Origin of the sequence: Enterococcus malodoratus ATCC 43197, from assembly GCF_000407185.1 — a bacterium.
Classification (GTDB): Bacteria; Bacillota; Bacilli; order Lactobacillales; family Enterococcaceae; genus Enterococcus_A; species Enterococcus_A malodoratus.
The window spans coordinates 918,409-937,845 of the sequence record NZ_KE136482.1 but is presented as its reverse complement, the minus strand read 5'-3'; the positions used below and the strand labels follow the sequence as shown (position 1 = coordinate 937,845).

The 19,437-nt window shown below is 39.6% G+C and carries 17 protein-coding genes; 14 read left to right on the top strand and 3 right to left on the bottom strand.

Annotated features, from left to right (window positions below):
• The 14 genes from I585_RS14360 to I585_RS14295 all read left to right on the top strand — a co-directional run bounded on the left by I585_RS14360 (position 1) and on the right by I585_RS14295 (position 14,037).
• Complete coding sequence (locus I585_RS14360) at positions 1-273, top strand: EsaB/YukD family protein (protein WP_010742509.1); 273 nt, start codon at positions 1-3, stop codon at positions 271-273.
• The gene (gene essB / locus I585_RS14355) at positions 257-1,429 is read left to right on the top strand and encodes a type VII secretion protein EssB (protein ID WP_010742508.1); all 1,173 of its coding nucleotides are present in this window, start codon (positions 257-259) and stop codon (positions 1,427-1,429) included. The genes I585_RS14360 and essB overlap by 17 nt, the downstream gene beginning before the upstream one ends.
• On the top strand, positions 1,413-5,864 hold the full coding sequence (gene essC / locus I585_RS14350) for a type VII secretion protein EssC (protein WP_034709234.1): 4,452 nt from the start codon (positions 1,413-1,415) through the stop codon (positions 5,862-5,864). The genes essB and essC overlap by 17 nt, the downstream gene beginning before the upstream one ends.
• A gap of 27 nt (positions 5,865-5,891) precedes the next feature.
• Positions 5,892-7,016, top strand: a complete 1,125-nt coding sequence (locus I585_RS14345; protein WP_244265999.1) for a DUF4352 domain-containing protein — start codon at positions 5,892-5,894, stop codon at positions 7,014-7,016.
• A 262-nt stretch (positions 7,017-7,278) separates the two neighbouring features.
• Entirely contained in the window at positions 7,279-8,238 is a 960-nt protein-coding gene (locus I585_RS14340) for an IS30 family transposase (protein WP_002330482.1), read from the top strand.
• Positions 8,235-9,068, top strand: coding sequence for a DUF6232 family protein (locus I585_RS23855; RefSeq protein ID WP_010742504.1), 834 nt, complete (start codon positions 8,235-8,237; stop codon positions 9,066-9,068). Before I585_RS14340 ends, I585_RS23855 begins: the two co-directional genes overlap by 4 nt.
• Positions 9,069-9,088: 20 nt before the next feature.
• Positions 9,089-9,526 carry a YwqH-like family protein gene (locus tag I585_RS14330; RefSeq protein WP_010742503.1) on the top strand — a complete coding sequence of 146 codons (438 nt, stop codon included), beginning with the start codon at positions 9,089-9,091 and terminating at the stop codon, positions 9,524-9,526.
• A gap of 10 nt (positions 9,527-9,536) precedes the next feature.
• Entirely contained in the window at positions 9,537-9,815 is a 279-nt protein-coding gene (locus I585_RS14325; RefSeq protein ID WP_010742502.1) for a hypothetical protein, read from the top strand.
• 7 nt (positions 9,816-9,822) lie between these two features.
• Positions 9,823-10,506, top strand: coding sequence for a DUF4176 domain-containing protein (locus I585_RS14320; protein ID WP_010742501.1), 684 nt, complete (start codon positions 9,823-9,825; stop codon positions 10,504-10,506).
• Positions 10,496-12,037 (top strand): T7SS effector LXG polymorphic toxin, encoded by a 1,542-nt coding sequence (locus I585_RS22940; protein WP_010742500.1) that lies wholly within the window; start codon positions 10,496-10,498, stop codon positions 12,035-12,037. Before I585_RS14320 ends, I585_RS22940 begins: the two co-directional genes overlap by 11 nt.
• The gene (locus I585_RS14310) at positions 12,034-12,735 is read left to right on the top strand and encodes a hypothetical protein (RefSeq protein ID WP_010742499.1); all 702 of its coding nucleotides are present in this window, start codon (positions 12,034-12,036) and stop codon (positions 12,733-12,735) included. The genes I585_RS22940 and I585_RS14310 overlap by 4 nt, the downstream gene beginning before the upstream one ends.
• Entirely contained in the window at positions 12,732-13,160 is a 429-nt protein-coding gene (locus I585_RS14305; protein WP_010742498.1) for a hypothetical protein, read from the top strand. The genes I585_RS14310 and I585_RS14305 overlap by 4 nt, the downstream gene beginning before the upstream one ends.
• 9 nt (positions 13,161-13,169) lie before the next feature.
• On the top strand, positions 13,170-13,634 hold the full coding sequence (locus I585_RS14300) for a DUF5085 family protein (protein WP_010742497.1): 465 nt from the start codon (positions 13,170-13,172) through the stop codon (positions 13,632-13,634).
• 28 nt (positions 13,635-13,662) lie between these two features.
• Positions 13,663-14,037 carry a hypothetical protein gene (locus I585_RS14295; RefSeq protein ID WP_010742496.1) on the top strand — a complete coding sequence of 125 codons (375 nt, stop codon included), beginning with the start codon at positions 13,663-13,665 and terminating at the stop codon, positions 14,035-14,037.
• Positions 14,038-14,398: 361 nt separating this feature from the next.
• On the opposite strand, the gene I585_RS14290 is transcribed toward I585_RS14295, so the two are convergent.
• The 3 genes from I585_RS14290 to I585_RS14280 are packed head-to-tail and all read right to left on the bottom strand — an operon-like array spanning position 14,399 to position 19,426.
• Positions 14,399-15,934 (bottom strand): glycoside hydrolase family 43 protein, encoded by a 1,536-nt coding sequence (locus tag I585_RS14290; RefSeq protein WP_010742495.1) that lies wholly within the window; start codon positions 15,932-15,934, stop codon positions 14,399-14,401.
• Positions 15,935-15,948: 14 nt separating this feature from the next.
• Entirely contained in the window at positions 15,949-16,608 is a 660-nt protein-coding gene (pgmB, locus tag I585_RS14285; RefSeq protein WP_010742494.1) for a beta-phosphoglucomutase, read from the bottom strand.
• Positions 16,601-19,426, bottom strand: a complete 2,826-nt coding sequence (locus tag I585_RS14280) for an alpha-L-rhamnosidase (protein WP_010742493.1) — start codon at positions 19,424-19,426, stop codon at positions 16,601-16,603. Before I585_RS14280 ends, pgmB begins: the two co-directional genes overlap by 8 nt.
• Between the last annotated feature and the right edge of the window lie 11 nt (positions 19,427-19,437).

The window sequence follows — 19,437 nt, the reverse complement described above, 5'->3', positions numbered from 1 at the left end:
TTGGAAAAACAGACAGCAATCAATATTGGTTTGCATTATGAAGAAAACGTGATTGACCTGCGGATTCCCAATCGTGTAACACTTGAGCGTTTGGTGCCATTGCTGCAAGAAGCTTTGTCGATCATGAATTTCTCATTACCAGAAAAATTTTCTTTGGAGTTAATCAATAAGCCAATCAAAATCAACCAGCAATTACCGCTAACTAATTATCCAATTAGTGATGGTGATCAATTATATGTAAGAACGGAGAAAGAAAATGACGGAACTAAATGATGGCGTTATAACAATCAATCAGACTTGGCAACAAGAAACGCTGACCACACAACTGACTGCCAATCAATTTAAGTGGGCAATGATTGAGCAGTATCAAAAAATTCTTACACAGACTACTGAGTGTCTAGAAGGTAGTATTCGTCAACATAATGAAGAAGAAATGATTATTGATTATACAATCCCGAAGTTTGGTGAAACAGTCGAAAAATTTGCGGCACGCTCAAATGAATTGGAACGGTTGGAGTTGGCTCAGAAGATGCATTTCCTTTTAGAGTTGCAGAAGCAATTAATTAATCCATTTATTCATCCGCAAAATCTATTGGTTGTCGGTCATACGATTCGCTTAGGACATCGAGGTCTGGCAGAAATCGTCACACCATTTCAACCGACTGACGAACAGTTCTTTAAACAATACAAAGCGCTGATTTGCTTTATTCTGCAGCCGCAATTAGATTTTGCTGGATTAGTGGATGGTCTTGGGGCTGTCAAGAATGCTTTGGTGGAGAAAATTTATCTGGCTACATCACCAGAAGAAATTGATCGTCATCTTTCAGAAGCGAGTACTTTCTTGCGGGAGAGAAATCGACGAGAAAAGAAATTAGTTAAGAAACAGCATTATCGCATTTTCAAGTGGGGGAGTTTGATTCTGCTGGTAACCGCTATTGGTTTAGGAATTGGTTTATCTGTTTACGCAGGTCGGGTAGTCCCATTGCAAGAACGTGTGATTGAAGCAGAGTCGAAATTTATCTTTAATGATTATTCTGGTGCAACAGCCGAGCTAAAAAAAGATAATGCGGAGGAACTGCCTACCTCAGCACAGTACATCTTAGCGTCGAGTTATATCCAATTGGATAGCTTAACGAATGAGCAAAAGGAAGCCGTTCTCAATACGCTCTCTCAGAAATCTAGTGAAAATACCTTGCTCTTCTGGATTTATTTAGGGCGCGGAGATTTTGATAAGGCGTTGAGTTTAGCCAAAAATATCGGCGATAATCAATATGTTTTGCATGCTTACACCAAATTGTATGATGCGACAAAAGTCAATACCCGAATGGACGGCGAAAAGAAACAAGAGCTGCTGAAAGAGTACGAAGAACAGATCAATAATTATGTGAAGCTGCTAGGAGGACAAGCCAATGATGAACAAGCAGACTAATCAACCTTGTCCTTCAATCGATGATCAAATTATCGAGAAAGATGCAATTCTTTATGATGTTTTTCTTTTTGATACAGTTTTTGATCATGTCGAGTTAACCGAAGGCCAGACCGTTCTTTTCCATGAGTTTGTTATCAGCTGTGTAAATGGGGAAGTGTTCTGTGACAACTCCTTAGAATCAAAAAAAGAATTACTGATTCTTCCGCATCGTGATGTAGCTGTTTTTACCACCACACTACCGAAAGAACAATGGACTATTTCCAAAGCCTCTGGTTCAGAGATCTGTTTGGCAAGCGAAGCCTATGGAATTCTTTCTATAGAAGATCCGCAAAGCTATTTTTTATCTGTAGAAGCCAACGGCGAAAAAGTTTATTGGAATAGGAAGCAGGTTAGCCGATTAGCAACGGATTTTTGTGTTGGTGATCAAGTTATTATCCGTGACGTAATCATCGAGCGAAGAGAAAAACAATTCAAGATTACTTGTTTAAAAGAAAATGTACGATTAGATTTTCGCAAGATTATGCCGGAAGTCTTGAAAAATGAATTCCCGCTTACGTTTCCGGATTTTCGCCGCAGTCCGCGGATTCACTTAAGACCGCCCAAAAAAGAGCAGACAGTCACGCCGCCTAGCGCAAAAACGGCCGAGGGAAAGAGTGAGATTTTACGTTCGATCGTTCCGCCGTTAGGAATGGTTGTTTTAAGTGGGGCATCCAGTGTTTTAAGCGGAGGAAATCCCATCATGATGCTGAGCATGGGGGGAGCGAGTTTGTTAACGGCTGGTTTTTCTGTGTCCAGCTATTTTACCAACAAAAAAGAAACCAAGCGAAAGAATGAACTGCGAAGCGAGACTTATCAGCGCTACATGATCCAACAGAAAAAAGAATTAGAGCAGTTATCCGCTGAACAGCGCAAAGCATTGGAGTATCACAATCCCGCGATGGAGACCTTGGCGCAGATGACAAAAGAATACCATCCGCGTATTTATGAACGAACCGCGGTAAACGCTGATTTTTTACAGTTTCGTTTAGGGACTGGTGAAATTCCAGCCAGCTTTAAGGTGGAGTTTCGAAAAAGTGAAAATGAAGCTGACCCGTTAGCAGAGTTTGCGGAGGACAAAGTTGTGCGCCCGCATCAAATGTTAAAAGAGGCGCCAATCACGACGACTTTATTGAACCAAACCATTGGATTAGCGGGCACGCCAGAAAATCTGCGTACAGCGGTTCAAAGTATTCTGTTTCAGATTTCTGTCTTTCACTCTTATCGAGATGTTCAATTTATCGCTTTATTGTCAGAAGAAGATTACACGAAAAAATGGCATGATTGGCGCTGGCTGCCGCATTTTCAATTGCAGCAGTTGAATCTGCGCGGAATGATTCATAATGCACAAAGCCGCGATATGGGACTGAATTCCTTTTATCAGTTGATTACTAAGCGTCGTCAACAGTTAAAAGAGTCCGAAAAGAATGAAAAAATTCAGTTTTCTCCGCATTATGTACTAACGATTTTAGATGAAAGCTGGTTATCCGGTCATGGCTTAAATGAATATTTGGCCGAAGATATGAGCCAATATGGAGTTACGGTCATTTGGGGAAAAGAAAGCGCGAATATGCTGCCGGAAACCACCACTACAATGATCGAATATCAAAGTAGCGAAGCGGCGACTTTGGTCAATGAAAATCATGTGTACGTGAACCAATTTTTCCGTCCCGTCCATTTACCGAAAACATTTACTGTAGCTGAATCAATTCAACGATTAGCGAATTTGAATCATGTTGAAGTCGAGAAAAATGCGATTCCTGAAGCGATTGATTTTCTGGGAATGTATGAAGTGAAAAAGACGGAAGAATTACAAATAGCACAACGTTGGCAAAAAGCGAATACTTCAAAATCTCTGGCGGTACCATTAGGTTTACGCGGGAAAGATGATCTAGTCTCGCTGAATTTGCATGAGCGGGCTCACGGACCGCATGGTTTGGTTGCGGGAACGACTGGTTCAGGGAAATCAGAGATCGTTCAAAGCTATATCTTATCTCTAGCGGTCAACTTCGCACCTGAAGATGTTGGATTCTTACCGATCGACTTTAAGGGTGGGGGAATGGCTAATCTATTTGCGAAGCTTCCTCATTTATTAGGTTCGATCACGAACTTGGACGGTGCCAGTTCTGCCCGTGCTCTGCAAAGTATTCGAGCGGAATTACAAAAGCGCCAACGGAAGTTTGGAGAATTCGGTGTGAATCACATCAACGGCTATACCAAGCTTTATAAGCAAGGAAAAGAAATCACTGATCCCGTTGAAAAGAGGAAATATCCAAGCGATCCTTTGCCGCATTTATTCCTGATCAGCGATGAGTTTGCTGAGTTAAAGGCAAATGAGCCGGATTTCATGGCGGAGTTGGTTTCCACTGCTCGAATCGGTCGGTCATTAGGAGTTCATCTAATTTTAGCAACGCAAAAACCAAGCGGAGTCGTGGACGATCAAATCTGGTCTAACTCACGTTTCAAATTAGCATTAAAGGTGGCCGATCCGGCTGATTCAAATGAGATTATCAAAACACCTGATGCAGCGAGTATCACACAACCTGGTCGGGCCTATCTGCAGGTCGGAAATAATGAAATCTATGAGTTGTTCCAGTCTGCTTGGAGTGGTGCCACCTATGATCCTGACGCAAATCATGAGGAAAAGGTCGATGAGCGTATTTGGTGGATCAATAATCTTGGCCAGTACGAATTGCTAACGCTGGATCTTTCAGAAGACGAAGTTGCAGTCGTCAAAACAGAAGAGGAACAGACACAATTGGATGCAGTAGTTGAAGCGATCGCCGAATATGCAGATGAATCAAGCGCGGTATTACCAGATAAACCGTGGCTGCCGCCATTGGAAGAAATCATTGATACGCCAGTTATCGATCTCGCTGAATGGAAAAATGAACGTCGCTTAGCAGTTCCGCTAGGATTGATGGATATCCCTACTCGTCAGGAGCAAGTCAATTTTGATTTTGACTTAGAAGCTTTGAGCCACACCGCTATCTATGGATCGCCAGGCTTTGGGAAGTCTACTTTATTGCAAACCTTATTAATGAATTTTGCACGCCAAAATAATCCTGAACAGGTTCAATTCAATCTTTTTGATTTTGGCACCAATGGGTTGTTGCCTTTGAAAGATTTACCGCATGTTGTTGATCATGTCCGTTTAGAGGAAGAAGAAAAATTGTTGAAATTCTTGAAGCGGATTCGGGTAGAGATTCAACAGAGAAAAGAAGCGTTCACTGATTATGGTGTTGCGAGTCTTTCACAATACGAGAAGAAAGCGGGCGTTTCTTTACCAGTAATCATCACAGTCGTCGACGGTTTCGATGCGATTAAAGAAAGTCCGTTGGAAGAACAGATTGAATCCGTCTTGAATCAACTTTTACGTGAAGGCGCTAGTCTAGGTCTTTATGCTGTAATGGCCGTTTTACGAACCAACAGTTTCCGAATGAGTATGGCGAGTAATATTCCTTCCCATATCGGGTTGTTCTTAGTTGAAGAAGGGGCGATTCGAGATGTTGTCGGTCGCGATGCATTGATTCCGCAAGAAATTATTGGTCGGGCTCAAATCAAATTGGACATGCCGCAAGAGATTCAGATCTATTTACCAACTGTTGGTGAAAACGACATTGATCGCTTGAATCAGTTAGAAGCAGAAATAGCTTCATTGGATCAAGCTTGGCAAGGAGAACGTCCAACGAAGATTCCGATGCTGTCGAATGTGATCAGTCTGGAAGAATTTTTTACCAATCAAACGACGCAGCAATTATTGACACAAGGACAATTGCCAATCGCGCTTGATAAAGAAACCACAATCGCCGTTGGGTTCAATCCGCAAGAACATGGCTATTTTGTAATCGGTGATGATACGCCGCAGCAAACCGAAGCCATCGAACGAGTAATTATGGAGAACTTCAAGCGTTTAGCAGGGCAAGTTCAACGGGTCATTTTTAATAGCGGTGATCGTTTTGAGTCCTATTCAGGAAGTTCTGACCTGTTGATTTCTGAAGGCGAGTACAGCACCTTTACCAATGATTTGATCAGTGAAATCAATGAACGTGAGATCAGCGGGATTCATGAACCGATGTTTGTTTACATCCCAGATGTTCAAGTCTTTGGTGAAAAATCCTTTATCACTAGTGAAAACTTCAATCGCTATTTGAAAAAAGGACCAAAAGTGGGCATGTACTTCATCCTGCAAGGCAATCAAAAACAAATTGAGAACAGTTTCGACGATGTCAATAAGGCGTTACGAGCAAATATTCCAGCTGGAATGACAGGAACTCGCTTGATCGATCAAAGCTTCGTCAATGTGAAAAGCAGTTATAACGAACCAACCGTTGAGTTGGATGAAAGTCACTTCTTTGTGGGCAGAAATGCTTGTCGGGTGAAGTTGGTTAGTGAATAAAAAATAGAAAAAAGGATGTTTATGAAAATGAAAAAGTTAATGAAAGTGTTGTTAGTTTGTAGCCTATTATTGTCAGTCAGTGCTTGTTCGACGAAAGAAAAAACAGCGTCAGCAAAAAAAGAGAACACCGAAAAGAAAGCAGAGTCCGCAAAATCTTCATTAGTTGAACTCAGTGTTGAAGACGGAAATTATATCGTTCCATTAGATAAAAAAGCAGATGGCGATGTGAAATACTTGAGCCTAAATGTCAAAGTGACCAATAAATCTGATAAAAAGCTGGAAATTTCTCCCGATGATTTTGCCTTATACGATGAAGACGGTAAAAAGACTTCTAATGAAGATGTCTATGGATCAGAGGATCGTTTCAAAACAATGAGTTATGAATCACTATCTGAAGACAAAAGTCTAACTGAGCCAATCGTGTTTAAAGTAAGCAAGGATAAAAAATACGAGCTGCATTATAAACCAACGATTTTTGACCTTGATGATGCCGAAGATGAAAGCAAAGAAGCGGGCGTGGAATTGAAGATTGACCAAGATAAATATACAGATGGGACAAAGGAAGTCGAGAGTTTAGCGAATTATTATGTTCAATCAGTTTTCTTTGGGTCTGAAGATCAAAAAGACGAAAAATTAGTTCTTGCGAATGATTTAGCGCAAGAAAAACAAGCATTTAAAGAGGCAAGTATCAACTGTCTAAAAGGTGAGTTTGAGTACTATCAACCTTCAACACCAGAATTAGACAAAGTAATTACTGAATTACAAAACACGAATAGGAATAAAGGAAAGGTAACATATACCTTCAACGAATTTTACCCGGATTACGCTTCGGTATACGTCAGACCAGAAGTCGTTTTGTTTGATAACGTCGATTCTGAATCAATCGGAGAACAATTTGTAAATGATAATGCAGGCAAGTATGAAGAATACGACGATGCGGCCGAAAGAGATATGGAAAAATATCTTTTACAAGAATTACCAAGCAAAATCTCCACTTCTCCAATCAATACCGAAAAAGATATGAACGGGGAAGGCTACAGAATCAATATGGAGAAAAAAGATGGGAAATGGCAAGTACTGTCAGAAAAAGCAAGTGGAAATTATGACTTTGAAAGCTTGACACAAACGTTTAGAGGCGGGTTGTACGAATAAAATATGAAGTTGGTATTTGGTGTGAATGAGCCCTCTGGACTCATTCACAAGTATTAATAAGTTGAAAATAGGTGATTTGACACCAACATAAGGAGAATAATTATGGGTAAAGATTTGACAAGTATTTTTGATTCAAATGAGGAAGAGATTGTTACCGATCTTTTTTTTACGCCGATTGTAAAATTAAGCTAGACAACTAAAAAAGCCATTTGTGCTACACTCAAAATAGTTCTGACCAAAGAATTATAAGGAGTGAGTACAAATGACCTATACCCATCTTACAACGGATGAACTTGTAATGATAGAGTCTTATTTCAAAATAAATCAATCTGTTGCGAAAACTGCGCATTGCTTGAATCGTTCAAGACAAACGATCCATAAAGTATACCTATTCTTCAAGCAAGGAAAATCAGCCTTAGAATACTATCAACAGTATAAGAAAAACAAATCAAACTGTGGTAGACGCCCGCTTGTTTTACCCGAGGAACAATCAGAATATATTCAAAGAAAGGTTGTTCAAGGATGGACACCCGATGTGATTGTTGGTCGTGCAGCGTTTCCTATTCGTTGTTCTGCTCGTACCATTTATCGTATGTTCAAAAAGGGGCTATTTAATCCTTCTGACTTACCGATGAAAGGCAAGCGTAAACCGAATGGACATCAAGAAAGGCGTGGAAAACAAGCTTTCCGCCGCTCTATTCATGAACGTGAAAAAGATTATAGCCAATTCTCAAATGAGTTTGGTCACCTTGAAGGTGACACTATCGTAGGTCTGAAACATAAAAGTGCTGTAATTACCTTAGTTGAACGATTATCAAAAGTTATCATCACATTGAAACCGTGTGGTAGACAAGCGATTGATATTGAAAAAAAATTAAATCATTGGTTTGAATCTGTACCGAAAAATCTATTCAAATCCATCACTTTTGATTGTGGAAAGGAATTTTCAAATTGGAAACAAATCAGTAATGCCAATGATATTGCCATTTATTTCGCTGATCCAGGAACGCCGTCTCAAAGAGGCCTAAACGAGAATTCTAACGGATTGTTACGTAGAGATGGTTTATTGAAATCTATGGATTTCAATTCAGTAGATGAATCTTTTATTCAATCTGTCACATCTAAACGAAATAATATTCCTAGAAAATCACTGGATTATCGAACACCTTTGGAAGTATTTTTGAGTTACGTAAGTATTGATGATTTGTCTAACTTAATTTGACAATTAAGATTATCAAAAATAATGTTTTGCATTTCGATCAAATTTCAATTCAAATAAGTAATATTTCAAGAGTCTACACAGGGAGCAGAAAGCTTAAACTTCCAATCTCAATTATTATTGTATTCATTGTTTCATTGATGCTGCTAGGACTGCAACCACTAATCGGATTAATCGGAGCCGTGCTTTCAGGTGCTTATCTTTTTAGTATTTATAAGCATTACAGCAACAGCAAACAATACCTGGTAATCAATTTGAATTCGGGACAGTATTATTCCATCAACTTTAAGGATAAAGATTTTATGGAGCAAGTCAGAAGTGCTCTAGAAAAAGCCTTTAGTAAGAATACTTCTGCAACAGTGAACATCGCTGAACAAAAGATTATAAATGGCGATCACACTCATAATGTTTCTCATGGAGACAATGCCAATTTCAATTCAGGTATTCAAAAGATGAATGATATTAATTCGAATAACTCTAATAGCTTTAATACAAATGATAATCATAGTTCAACCACTATAGGTGACATAAATGACAGTACGATCAGTTCCTCAACTTTTGGAAATCAGAACCAGCCGCAATTTAAGGGTGAAAATGAAATAGATTGGGCACTTACTAGAAGAGAACTACAATCATTCATTGCTCAAATAAAGATCGATTCACCGGTAAAAGAAGTAAGTGAAGAGGCTTTGACTGCCGCAAGGAAAGAAGACAAAGCAGCTTTTGACAATGTGATAAAAGAAAACAAAACAATCTTCCGTTCAGAACTATTCATGAACACCGCTAGCGGCGTATTAGCTCAAATTATTTCAAGGATACTCGGGATAGCTTAAGAATTTCAGGAGGGAAAAAGATGAGTGATGAAGAGGCAAAACAACGAAAAAGAATACAAGCGTCACAGAAGCGAACGCAAGCAAGACAGTTAGAAAGCCAACGAACTGTCGCTCAAGGAAAAAAAGATGAGCTAGATGAAAAAATCGAAAAGCTGGAAAAGGCAAAGCAACAAGTGACTACAGCACTTTCTAGTCTCGACAGTTTTTCATCTGGAATCTCCTCATTAAAGGGCCCAGGATCGTTTCGAGGTGATCGTAAAGACAAATACATTAAAAAAATTGGGGATACTGAGAAAAAATTAAAAAGGTTCAGTAAGACTCATACTGAGAACAAAAAGAAAATCGAAGAGAAGCTAAAGCAATTAAAAGAGGACCAGCAGAAAGTAAGCATGACTATCGGTAGTTTAAGTACCCGAATTGGTTCTTTATATTCGGCAGCAGCGCAGCTAGATTGCTAGGAGGGTAAAAATGGGAGCAGTAGGTGTAGATGATACCTGGAAAGAAACAGTCACTGGTGCAGGAACAGCGATAAGCGGAATTGGAAAAATGGAAACTATTCAATTTTCGAAAACAGATTTGGCACCATTTAAACATTTTGAGACGATTATTCCTCAAATAAATAGTTCATTAAGCAGTTTCAAAAGCTTTAGTACACAAGATACGAAAAAAATGATCAGTGTTGGTGATAACAAAAAATCTGACGATCTGGCTGGTTCGAAAAACCTGATGATTGCTAGAAGGGTATGATGACTTTATGAAGGATTTATGGGATGCCACATTAACGAAACAATATTTTGGCGAACCAGAGGTAGATAATCTGGCCTTTTTGAAACTATTAGGAGCTACCCTAGGAAATCAGCCGATTCTTTTGAAAAATTTGTATCTGTCTTATATAAGAAAAGAAAAAAGCTTTGCGCACAAACCAATGATTGGATCGGCGCTTAGTTTTGAGTTTGATTACGCCAAACAGAAAGTCTGTATAAGCAGATCAACAGAATCCGCGATGCTGCGTTTTCCTCAATTTCAAAAATACATTGGACTGATTGATTTACTGTTTAGTGAAGTTTATCCAATCGGGACGGTCGTTGAGTTGGACGAAACGCTCCTACCTCAAGAGGTGCAAGGATTATATTCACAGGCCGAGGATGGTTTTTTAGTAACGATCCACGGACGTAGAGTGGTGACTGAGCAAGAAAATGAGTTTATTGATTACATCGCATCTATTTGGCCTTTTGGTATATTGGATGAGGTTGAACCTATATACCTGAATCCTTTACTGATAAAACGCGTGGTCTCAATGGGTTTAACAAATGATACTGAGAAACAATTTGTCAGTGAGGTACTGAGAAGACAATTATTAAATAAAGGGATTCAGTCCTATTTATATAATAATCCTAAAATGATATTCAATCAGGAGGGGGAAGCGGATGAAAATTGATTTAGCCGAAGTAAACAGAGCGAAAGTCTCAATATCTTCATCCAAAAATACTTTGCAAGGACAAATCAATGATGCAAAATCTTCTATGAAAAGTATTGTGTTCAGTGGTGCTTTGTCTGGTAAAGTGAAGGGGGCGATTGATGCTAAGGTTTCTAATCATCAAATCCCATTATTGACCAGCTATTACGATACACTTACCATGCTAAATAGCGAATTTGATAAGTTGATTCAAAATTTTAAGAGTACAGTTAAGGAATCGAATGATCATGCCTTAATTGATTCAGATGAACTGACACAATTAGAGGCAAAATTTTCTCCAAAGCTAACGGAATTTACTCAAATCGAAACAGACTTTAAAAATGCCTATACGGATATTTCCGGTATCGTTGCGATCGAAAAGGCGAGCGGTAGTGAGTTTAAAGAAGAGATGGAAAAAACAAAGAAAGTTTTGACCAATACAAAAACCTGGATGGCCAGCTTTAAAGGAAGCAGTAATTCAATTGCGGAAAGTATTTCACGACAATCCGCTCAAATGGGGAAATTATCCAGCACAAGCGGCGTTAGTTATACTTCACCTGAAGCGTTAACGATTTTCCAAGACAAGGCGTTTAAGAAACAAGTGAGCAAAGATCATAAGAAAGCGAAAGAGCTTGAGAAAAATAAATTCAAGAGAGATCATCCAGTACTGGCTGCGATGAATGGGAATATGACTAAAGCAGATCTTGATAAGATTGACAAAATGATTAATAGTTCCTCTTTAACTTTTGTCAAAAATGGGAATAAGTATGTTAAATACGGTAAGAGGATATATATTGGAAGAAGGCTATCTAAATTATCTGATGGAACATTAATTGTAAAAGGCTCTAATAAATTCACAAAAAAATTAGATAAATTAACAGGAATTGATGATTGGGTAAAAGATGGAAAAAGTTTTTCAAGACTTTCATCCAGTGGGGGTCTTAAAAAATTAACTAAATCTGGAAAGGCAGCTTTAAAAGAAATTCAACTCTTTGATGAAGCATCAATTTTTAAGTCAGCAAGTGGTAGAATTAAAGAAATTACAAAATCCAATTTAAAAGCAGCTGGAAAGGCTACTGTAAAAACTGCTATTAAAAAAGCGTCATTTGGTGTTACAGGTATTTTAGATGACATTAAAGGGTTAAAAAATGCAAAAGGCATTGGAAAAGCAATGCCTGGGCTGAACTTGGTAGCGGGCGCCATAGAAGTTGGTCAAGGAGTTAGCAAAAGCGAAAAACAAGCAAGAAAAGAGGGACTAAAAAGGAACCAAATTACTGCAAGTAAAGTGGGTGGTGTAGCGGTTGATGCTCTGAAAGTAGGTGCGACTACAGCGGTTGTAGGAGCAGTGACCTCGGTGGCAGTAGCAGCTAGTTTACCAGTTGTTGGAATTGCAGCGGCCGGAGTAGCTGCGTCTGTAGTAGCGGATTGGGCGATAAAGAAAACCGGAGTAGATAAAAAACTAAAAAGTGGTGTCAATTCGTTAATAAAAGGCGCCTCAAGGTGGTTCAAATGAAAAAAATACTAGAAAATTTTGTAACAAATAGATACAAACGAGTTTCACGAAAACCTTATTCTGCTATTTCTTTTAGTACAGGAATCTTAGGCTATTTAGCCTTGTTTTCTTTTGTTTGGCTAAGTATCTGGGGAGGTGGAGCAGGTGAAATAAGTAATAATTTTTTGGGATTACTAAGATATCCACTAGTATTCATGATTATACTAAATATTTTTGGATATTTTATATTTAGAATAGCGAAGTTAAAAAAGTATGCTGCTATAATTTCTTATTCTAGCGGAGTGCTATTCTTATTGTTCATGTGGTTTTTTATAACATGTTTATCTGATAATCCGATTAAATATAGTCTTTATGGAAGTTTCTTGATTTCTATTGGGTGGATGATTGGAATAATCATTCATGTCATGTTAGTAAGTACGTCTTTAAAAAAAGATTCAATGAAAATTCGAGATAAGTATGGGGATTATTATGTGAATGCTATTTCAATAATTTCTCTACTTTGTATATTCTATTTTTCAATCTCGGATAGAGAAATGTTTCTTTTAGTCGGTGTTGCATTGATAATTGTGGCATTATTAGTAAGTCTAACCTTCAGTTTTCCAAGAATCCTCCCCTACTGGAGAAAAGAAGAACCGAAGAAAGATGCGTCTGTATATGGCAATACAACTAAAATGATGAAAAGGGGAAAATCAAAATGATGGATGTCGTCTCATTAGAAATGAACAATCTTGTGTACACAGAGGTCAAAACAGTTCCAGATAATTTTTTAACTTTAGTTTCTCAATCTGAAGAATTGTTATTCGAAGATGGATATTACAAAAATGGTCCAACGTTAATTGAAGTGAAACCGACTGAATTCGAACAAGAAGAGCAAACGTACAAATTCTATATCCCTGTAAATGAACCTGTAGAAAATGGTAGTTCACAGCTGATAGAGGAACTAAAGTTTGAGCAGATGGTCCGACAACGTGTTCCATTCGATGATGGAATTGATGTAGCTTTAGAGTCAATGAAGTCAGCACTTCAGGAGAATGAAGTGAAGTATGAAGATAAGTTGATCATGGTTATGACTCCGGTTTATGGTGAATACTGGGTTGATTTAATGATTCCTGTGACAGAGTAGGTGAAGAAAATGAAAAGAACGATAGGATATAACCAAACACTTCAATTTGAACATGTTATCAGTCGATATTATATAACAAATTCAGAGGAAACAGGTCAATGCTTCGAAGATGCGATGAAAACTATTTTTGATGCAGGTTATTCGTTAGCGGAAAACTTTTTCTATTCAACCAATTCGGATATTAGAGACGAGGAGGAGTTATTGATTCAAGTTTTTCTCCCTGTGAATGAACAAAATCAAGACAATTTGCCAGAGGATTATCGGTTTCAAACCTATTTTCAAGTGAATAATCTGCTTGCTACAAGAGTGAAGGGTGATAGCTCAAATGGGTTTTCGGAAGCTTTGGGAGATTTACTCGGCTATGTAGTGGAGACTGAGCTTGAAGTAACATCGCCAATTTTTTATTGCCCAGAGGTTGTTAATGAAGTCGTTTATACAGATTTAATGATTGGCGTTAAGCCAACGTCAGAATAGTAATTTTTTTGGTAGAAGGAGAAATACAATGGGATTTATTCTGCAACATGAAGAATTGAAAAACTATTTAAAAGAAAGAAATCTGTTATTTGGAAGCGATAAAATTGTTTATGCTCAGTTACCTGCAGAAAATTATGCTTGGTTAAGTATTACTACAAAAAGTATTGTTATTTTACAAGTAGATATGTTTGGGCGGTTGGTTAAAGAGGGAGAGCTTGTCCTGAACGCTGAACAAACCGCATTTCGTTTCATGGAAAATACGTTTGCTTCATACAACTTTATTGCTAAGGAAAACGAAAAAAATGAAGAATTTTTCATCTTTAAAATTAGTAAACGTATTTTAGGAAATAAGCAGCATAAGAGAGATCTAGAGGATTTAAAACAACTTTATATAAAAAAATGAATATAGTTGTAAAAGAAATTGATGTAAGATACAAATTGGCAAATTTATATATATTACGAAGGAGAATAAAAAAGATAAATAAATCTAAATTTTAAAAAGAAGAGGACAAATATTTGGTGCTTCCATTTACAATTTCAAAGATGTAAAAACAGCATTCGATTATGCCTATGAATCAAGCTTTTATCGAGTAGTTGTGAAGTACAAAAAAAGAAAGTTAGTTGAGGACAGTCTGCTGTACTCAACTAACTTTTTTTTAATTTCAACAGGATTTTTTGGGGAAATGAGGTAAAGTAACTAGCCTGCTCCATAGAAGAGTTCATTCTACGAAGCAGGCTAACTGTTATCCATTAGTTGAACTCTTTCATAAGCACTTTCTTTGTACTTTATTAATAACGAACTCAGCGTCGTCCAATGCATAAATTCCTTGAATATCGCCTGTATTCAAGGCGGCGATGGCCTCGTTAGAAAAATGCAGGGCACTTGTTTCAAAGTACAAGCTTTTTTTGCCATCGGTGACAGTGAAGGTCTTTGTTGCTGGCTGATTGATTAATTCAAATTGGACAGGAAGTGAGTCAAGTGTGCCCAAGGGCTCTTCTATGACTAGATCTTCAACTTTTTGATAACGGTGGACAACAAATTGTTCGTCCTGCTTCGTTACTAAAATCGCCGCAAAATGGTTGTCGTTGATCATACTGAGTATCCCAATTTTCCCAGTGTTGACCGCAGTGGTATCCGCAACAGTGACGGTGAAGGATTCAGCTTTTTCTGTTTGTCGAATCCCAAGAAAGGCGGGAGTGCCTTCTTGTTCGATCGTTGTGTGGCGGCCTTTTAATGTTAATGTAGCGTCTTGTAAAAAGGCGTCTTTGCCAAGTGAGTCGCGTAAACTGATCCATTCAGGGTTTAAAACGGGTCCATCGAATGAATCATAAAAAACGGAGAGCTTTTGCGGCTTTGTTAAGGTCTTTTGATGCGTTGGAAAAGCGGTCATATCGACGATTTCGCTTGGAATCCCATGATTGATTTCCGGCCATTCGTGTGTCCAGTCAACGGGATAGAGCAGAGTTTCACGTCCCATATTTGTAATTTGCTTAAAACCGATTGTGGACGGGCGAGTACCTAAACACGTGAGCCACCAATTTCCTTGAACATCCTGAAAGAGGTCGGCGTGCCCAATATTTTGCAAGGTCTCATTTGCGCGATCGCGATTGGTGAAAATCGGATTAATAGAAACATTGTCTTCAAAGGGTCCCCAAAGATTGTCTGACTTGAACATCGTGATCATGTGCCCAACACCCGTTCCGCCTTCAGCGGCCAGCAGGTAATAGGCATCATTTCTTTTGATGATGTGGGGGCCTTCGACATCTCTGCCGCCGGTGCCCAGACTGATTACTTCTGGTCCACGGATTATTTTCCCGCTGGAAAGATCAATTTCAACCTGTTGAATGGCTTTTGTTCCTTTGTCGTCAATGTACCCAGTGAAGGGAATATAAGTATGCCCATTTTCATGGTACAAATCAGGATCGATCCCCATAATATCGATTTCGATCCGCTGTTTGTCCCAAATGATTTCGCCCTCAGCATTTAGCTTTCCTTTAATAATAAAGTTCTTGAATTCAGCAAAGTTCGTTGTGATTACGTAAAAGTGGTCATTGATATAACGAATACAAACAGCGAAGATGCCTTCATTGGATTTAGCCTCTGATAGATCGGCTTGTTCTTTTGCGTCGATTATTCCAGCAACCTTTGTCCAGTTTAAGAGATCCGTACTTTTACTTAAGGCGATTCCGGGATAGTACTCAAAGGTGCTGTTTACCATGTAATAAGTGTCTTCCACTAAAACGATACTTGGATCAGGATACATCCCGCGTAAAATCGGGTTTTGATAGCTTTCGACCATATAAAACACTCCTTTTAGTTGTGTGGATAGGCTTGACGAATCGTGTCTAAATTCAGTTCAGCGGTTGAAGCAAGGAGCATATTTGCCGCCTTTAACTCTGGATGTGTCCCGACTGCGACTGAATAGGCGCCGCTGTGGTTAATCGCGGTGATTCCGGCGCTGGAATCTTCAATCCCGACACAATCTCTTGGATTGAGTTCGAGTGCTTTTGCCGCGGCGATAAAAATATCAGGTGCAGGTTTTCCGTAAGGCACTTTGCTTGGATCTGCAATAGCCTCAAAGGCGTCCCGCAATTCTAGTTTATCCAAAATGGCGGGGCCGTTTAAACTAGCGGAGGCCAGAGCAAGCTTTATTTCGTGCTGTTTTAATTCGGTAATGAACTCTGTGATACCGGGCAATCGATCTTTAATGGATAAATTTTCCAGCGAGGCTAGATAGGTTTGGTTCTTTTCCACTAGCAGTCGTTGAAACATTGTATCCGAAACTGAAACATCAAGATAATTTAAGATAACCTTCAGCGAATCGCCGCGGCTGACTCCTTTGGTTTTTTCCTCCAAGGAATCAGGCAGTTTAGCGGAAAAATAGTTGTTTACTAGTTTTTTCCAAGCATCGAAATGCAGAGTAGAGGTGTCGGCGATAACCCCATCTAAATCAAACAATACACCCTTAAACAAGAGAGACTTCCTCCCGTTCACTTAAAATCGGTGTTGCGGCTAGCAGGTCATTGATTTGCTCTAGGTTCTCAGAAGAAATCTGGATAAACGGTAATAATGTGTTCAGCTTCGTCAATGACATAGAACCTAAGCCGCCTTGGATCGCTCCCGGATCTGCTTTAAAGAAGTTCAGTACCGGATCAATGGCGTCGATTTTTTGGACCAAGAGGTCGTCAGCCATGATTTCGGCCGCGGGTGTTTCACTCGAATAGTGCTCTACATAGTTTTCAGTCGGAACGTAGCTGATTGCATAGGTTCCGCAGGTAAGCGTGAAGCAACCGTCTGATTTCAGCTCGTTGTTTACCGCAACAGTCACATTTTCGGCTTGCGGAAGTTTCACATTGACGGTAGTCCCAAATGGAATAGTCAAGTTGAGCTTGATCGTGTGTTCTTCGTCAGCTTCGATTTGATAGTCTACAGCGAGTTTTCCATAAGGTGTATCGAAATGTCCGTTGACGCGTTTTAGACGGTAATCAAAAGGCGGCGCGAAGCGAACTTCTTGATAGCCTGGCTTCGTTTGTTGGATACCCAGCAGGTAGGTATAAGCCCATTCCATAATGGCTCCAAAGCTGTAATGGTTTAAGGAGTTCATGCCTTCAGGGTTCATTGAACCATCAGGCTGTACAGAATTCCAGCGTTCCCAGACAGTAGTCGCGCCCAGATTCACGGCATAAAGCCAGCTCGGAAAATCCTCTAAAAGAAAAATCTTTGCTGCTAATTTGTGATAACCATAGCGAGACAAGACCTGGCAGATAAAAGGTGTACCAACAAACCCTGTTTTAAGATGATCGTTGTCTTTTTTCAATCGTGTTACTAAATCATTAACGACACGCAGTCGCTGTGATTCAGGAACCAATTCGAAATAAAGGGCAATAGCATAAGCGGTTTGAGTATCTATCGCTAAACGTCCGTTTGCGGTGATGTATTCCTTGACGATTGCCGCTTTGATTTTCTGCGCGTGCTCCTGATAATAGGCGGCATCGGCAGGCTGCGCCAAAATCTCCGCGGTTTTGGCTATAATGCTGCTTGAATAGTAATAATAGACGGACGCAATAAAGTCCTCTTCGGTTTTCCCAGTAGGCAAGGCCGGATTTTCTCCATCCAAAGCAAGCCAATCTCCAAATTGGAAGGTACCGGTCCATAAATCTTCGCTTTTGCTGTTTTTACGAATCCATTCTACCCAGTCCTTCATGGCTGGATAGTTTTGCCGCAAAATCGCCGGGTCGCCGTAGCATTGATACATATTCCAAGGAATGATTGTAGCTGCATCGCCCCAAACCGCAGCTCCACCGTCAAAGTTGCCCATGGCCGGAGCGTACATAGGAACCATTCCATCGTGCATTTTTTGTTCAACCGCAACATCTTTTGCATACTTTTTGAAGAAGGGGAAGACGTTCATATTTAATGCGGCGGTTTTAGAGAACACGGCCGCGTCGCCGGTCCAGCCCAAGCGTTCATCCCGCTGCGGACAATCGGTCGGGATATCTAAGAAGTTGCTCTTTTGCCCCCACAAAATATTTTTGAAAAGTCGATTGACCTTCGGATGGATGGTTTTGATGCTACCAGTCGTAGACATTTCGGAATATAATACTGCAGCCTGATAATCTTCAGTCTTCAAAGGTCGAGTATTTCCTTCGACTTTTACATAGCGATAGCCGTAAAAGGTGAAATGAGGACGGACCCATTTTTCTTCCCCATCAGAGATATAGACGAAGGCCGCGCGCGCTTCACGTAAGTTTTCGCGATAAAAATTGTTCTCCTGTAAAATTTCGCCCATTTGAAAGACCAGCTTGGTTCCTTTAGGTTCGCGGTTGTAAAATTCCATCCAACCTGTATGATTCTGACCAAAATCGAGTACCTGTTCACCCGCAGGCGTTTCGAGAAGTTCTAGAACGGGTAGGCGTTCCATTATTTTTATCGGTAAGCTCAATCGGTCTTGAAGTAGTGCCTTTTCTTGATCGAGGACAGAAACCGATTGCCAACCGCTAGGAGTTATCGTATCATCCAGATCTTCACCATAGTAAATTTCAGATTTTGTCACTCTTCCGCTAGTGGTCAGCCATGAGGCGTCTGTCGGAATAATTTCGCTACTTCCGTCTTCATAGACCACATGGAATTCCGCGATAACACAATGTTGATCTCCGTAAATCTGATTTTTTCCGCCATCGAATCCTAAGGTTCCTTTGTACCAGCCGTCTCCAGTAGTAAAAAGCAGCTCAGGCTGATCAGCGTTTTGGAAAGCCTCAGTTATGTCATAGGTTTGAACCTGCACCCATTGGTCATAGGCTGTCACACCAGGAGTGAGGTATTCGTCGCCAACTTTTTCCCCGTCAATATACGCTTCATAAATTCCTAAGCCAGTGGCGTATAAGCGGGCGGAGGCTACATTAGATTTAAGATGAATGTCTTTTTTGAAGAGGGTGTTTTGGAGCATTTTATCTGAATGGGCGATCCAATTCGCTTGAAAAGGCTCGTTCATTTTTCCAGTTTCAAAAAAACTTTCTTTCGTTAGCCGATTATTTTCAGAATCGAAAAGGGAAATCGCTACATGATAACGAGTGCGCGGCTCTAAAGCTAAGGGAATATCAAAATAATTGTTGTCAAAGGGCAGTTTCTCACTTTGATAAACGGGAGAAGCTGGCTCACTCGTCCAAATGGTTACTTGTTTGGTCAATTCAGTGTAATGTTCAGCTTCTACAATAAACTCAATGCGCAAATCATCAAGCTGAAAGCCGACAGGTTCGGTCATATGATTGATTAAAATAGTTGAGATATTCATTTTTCACACTC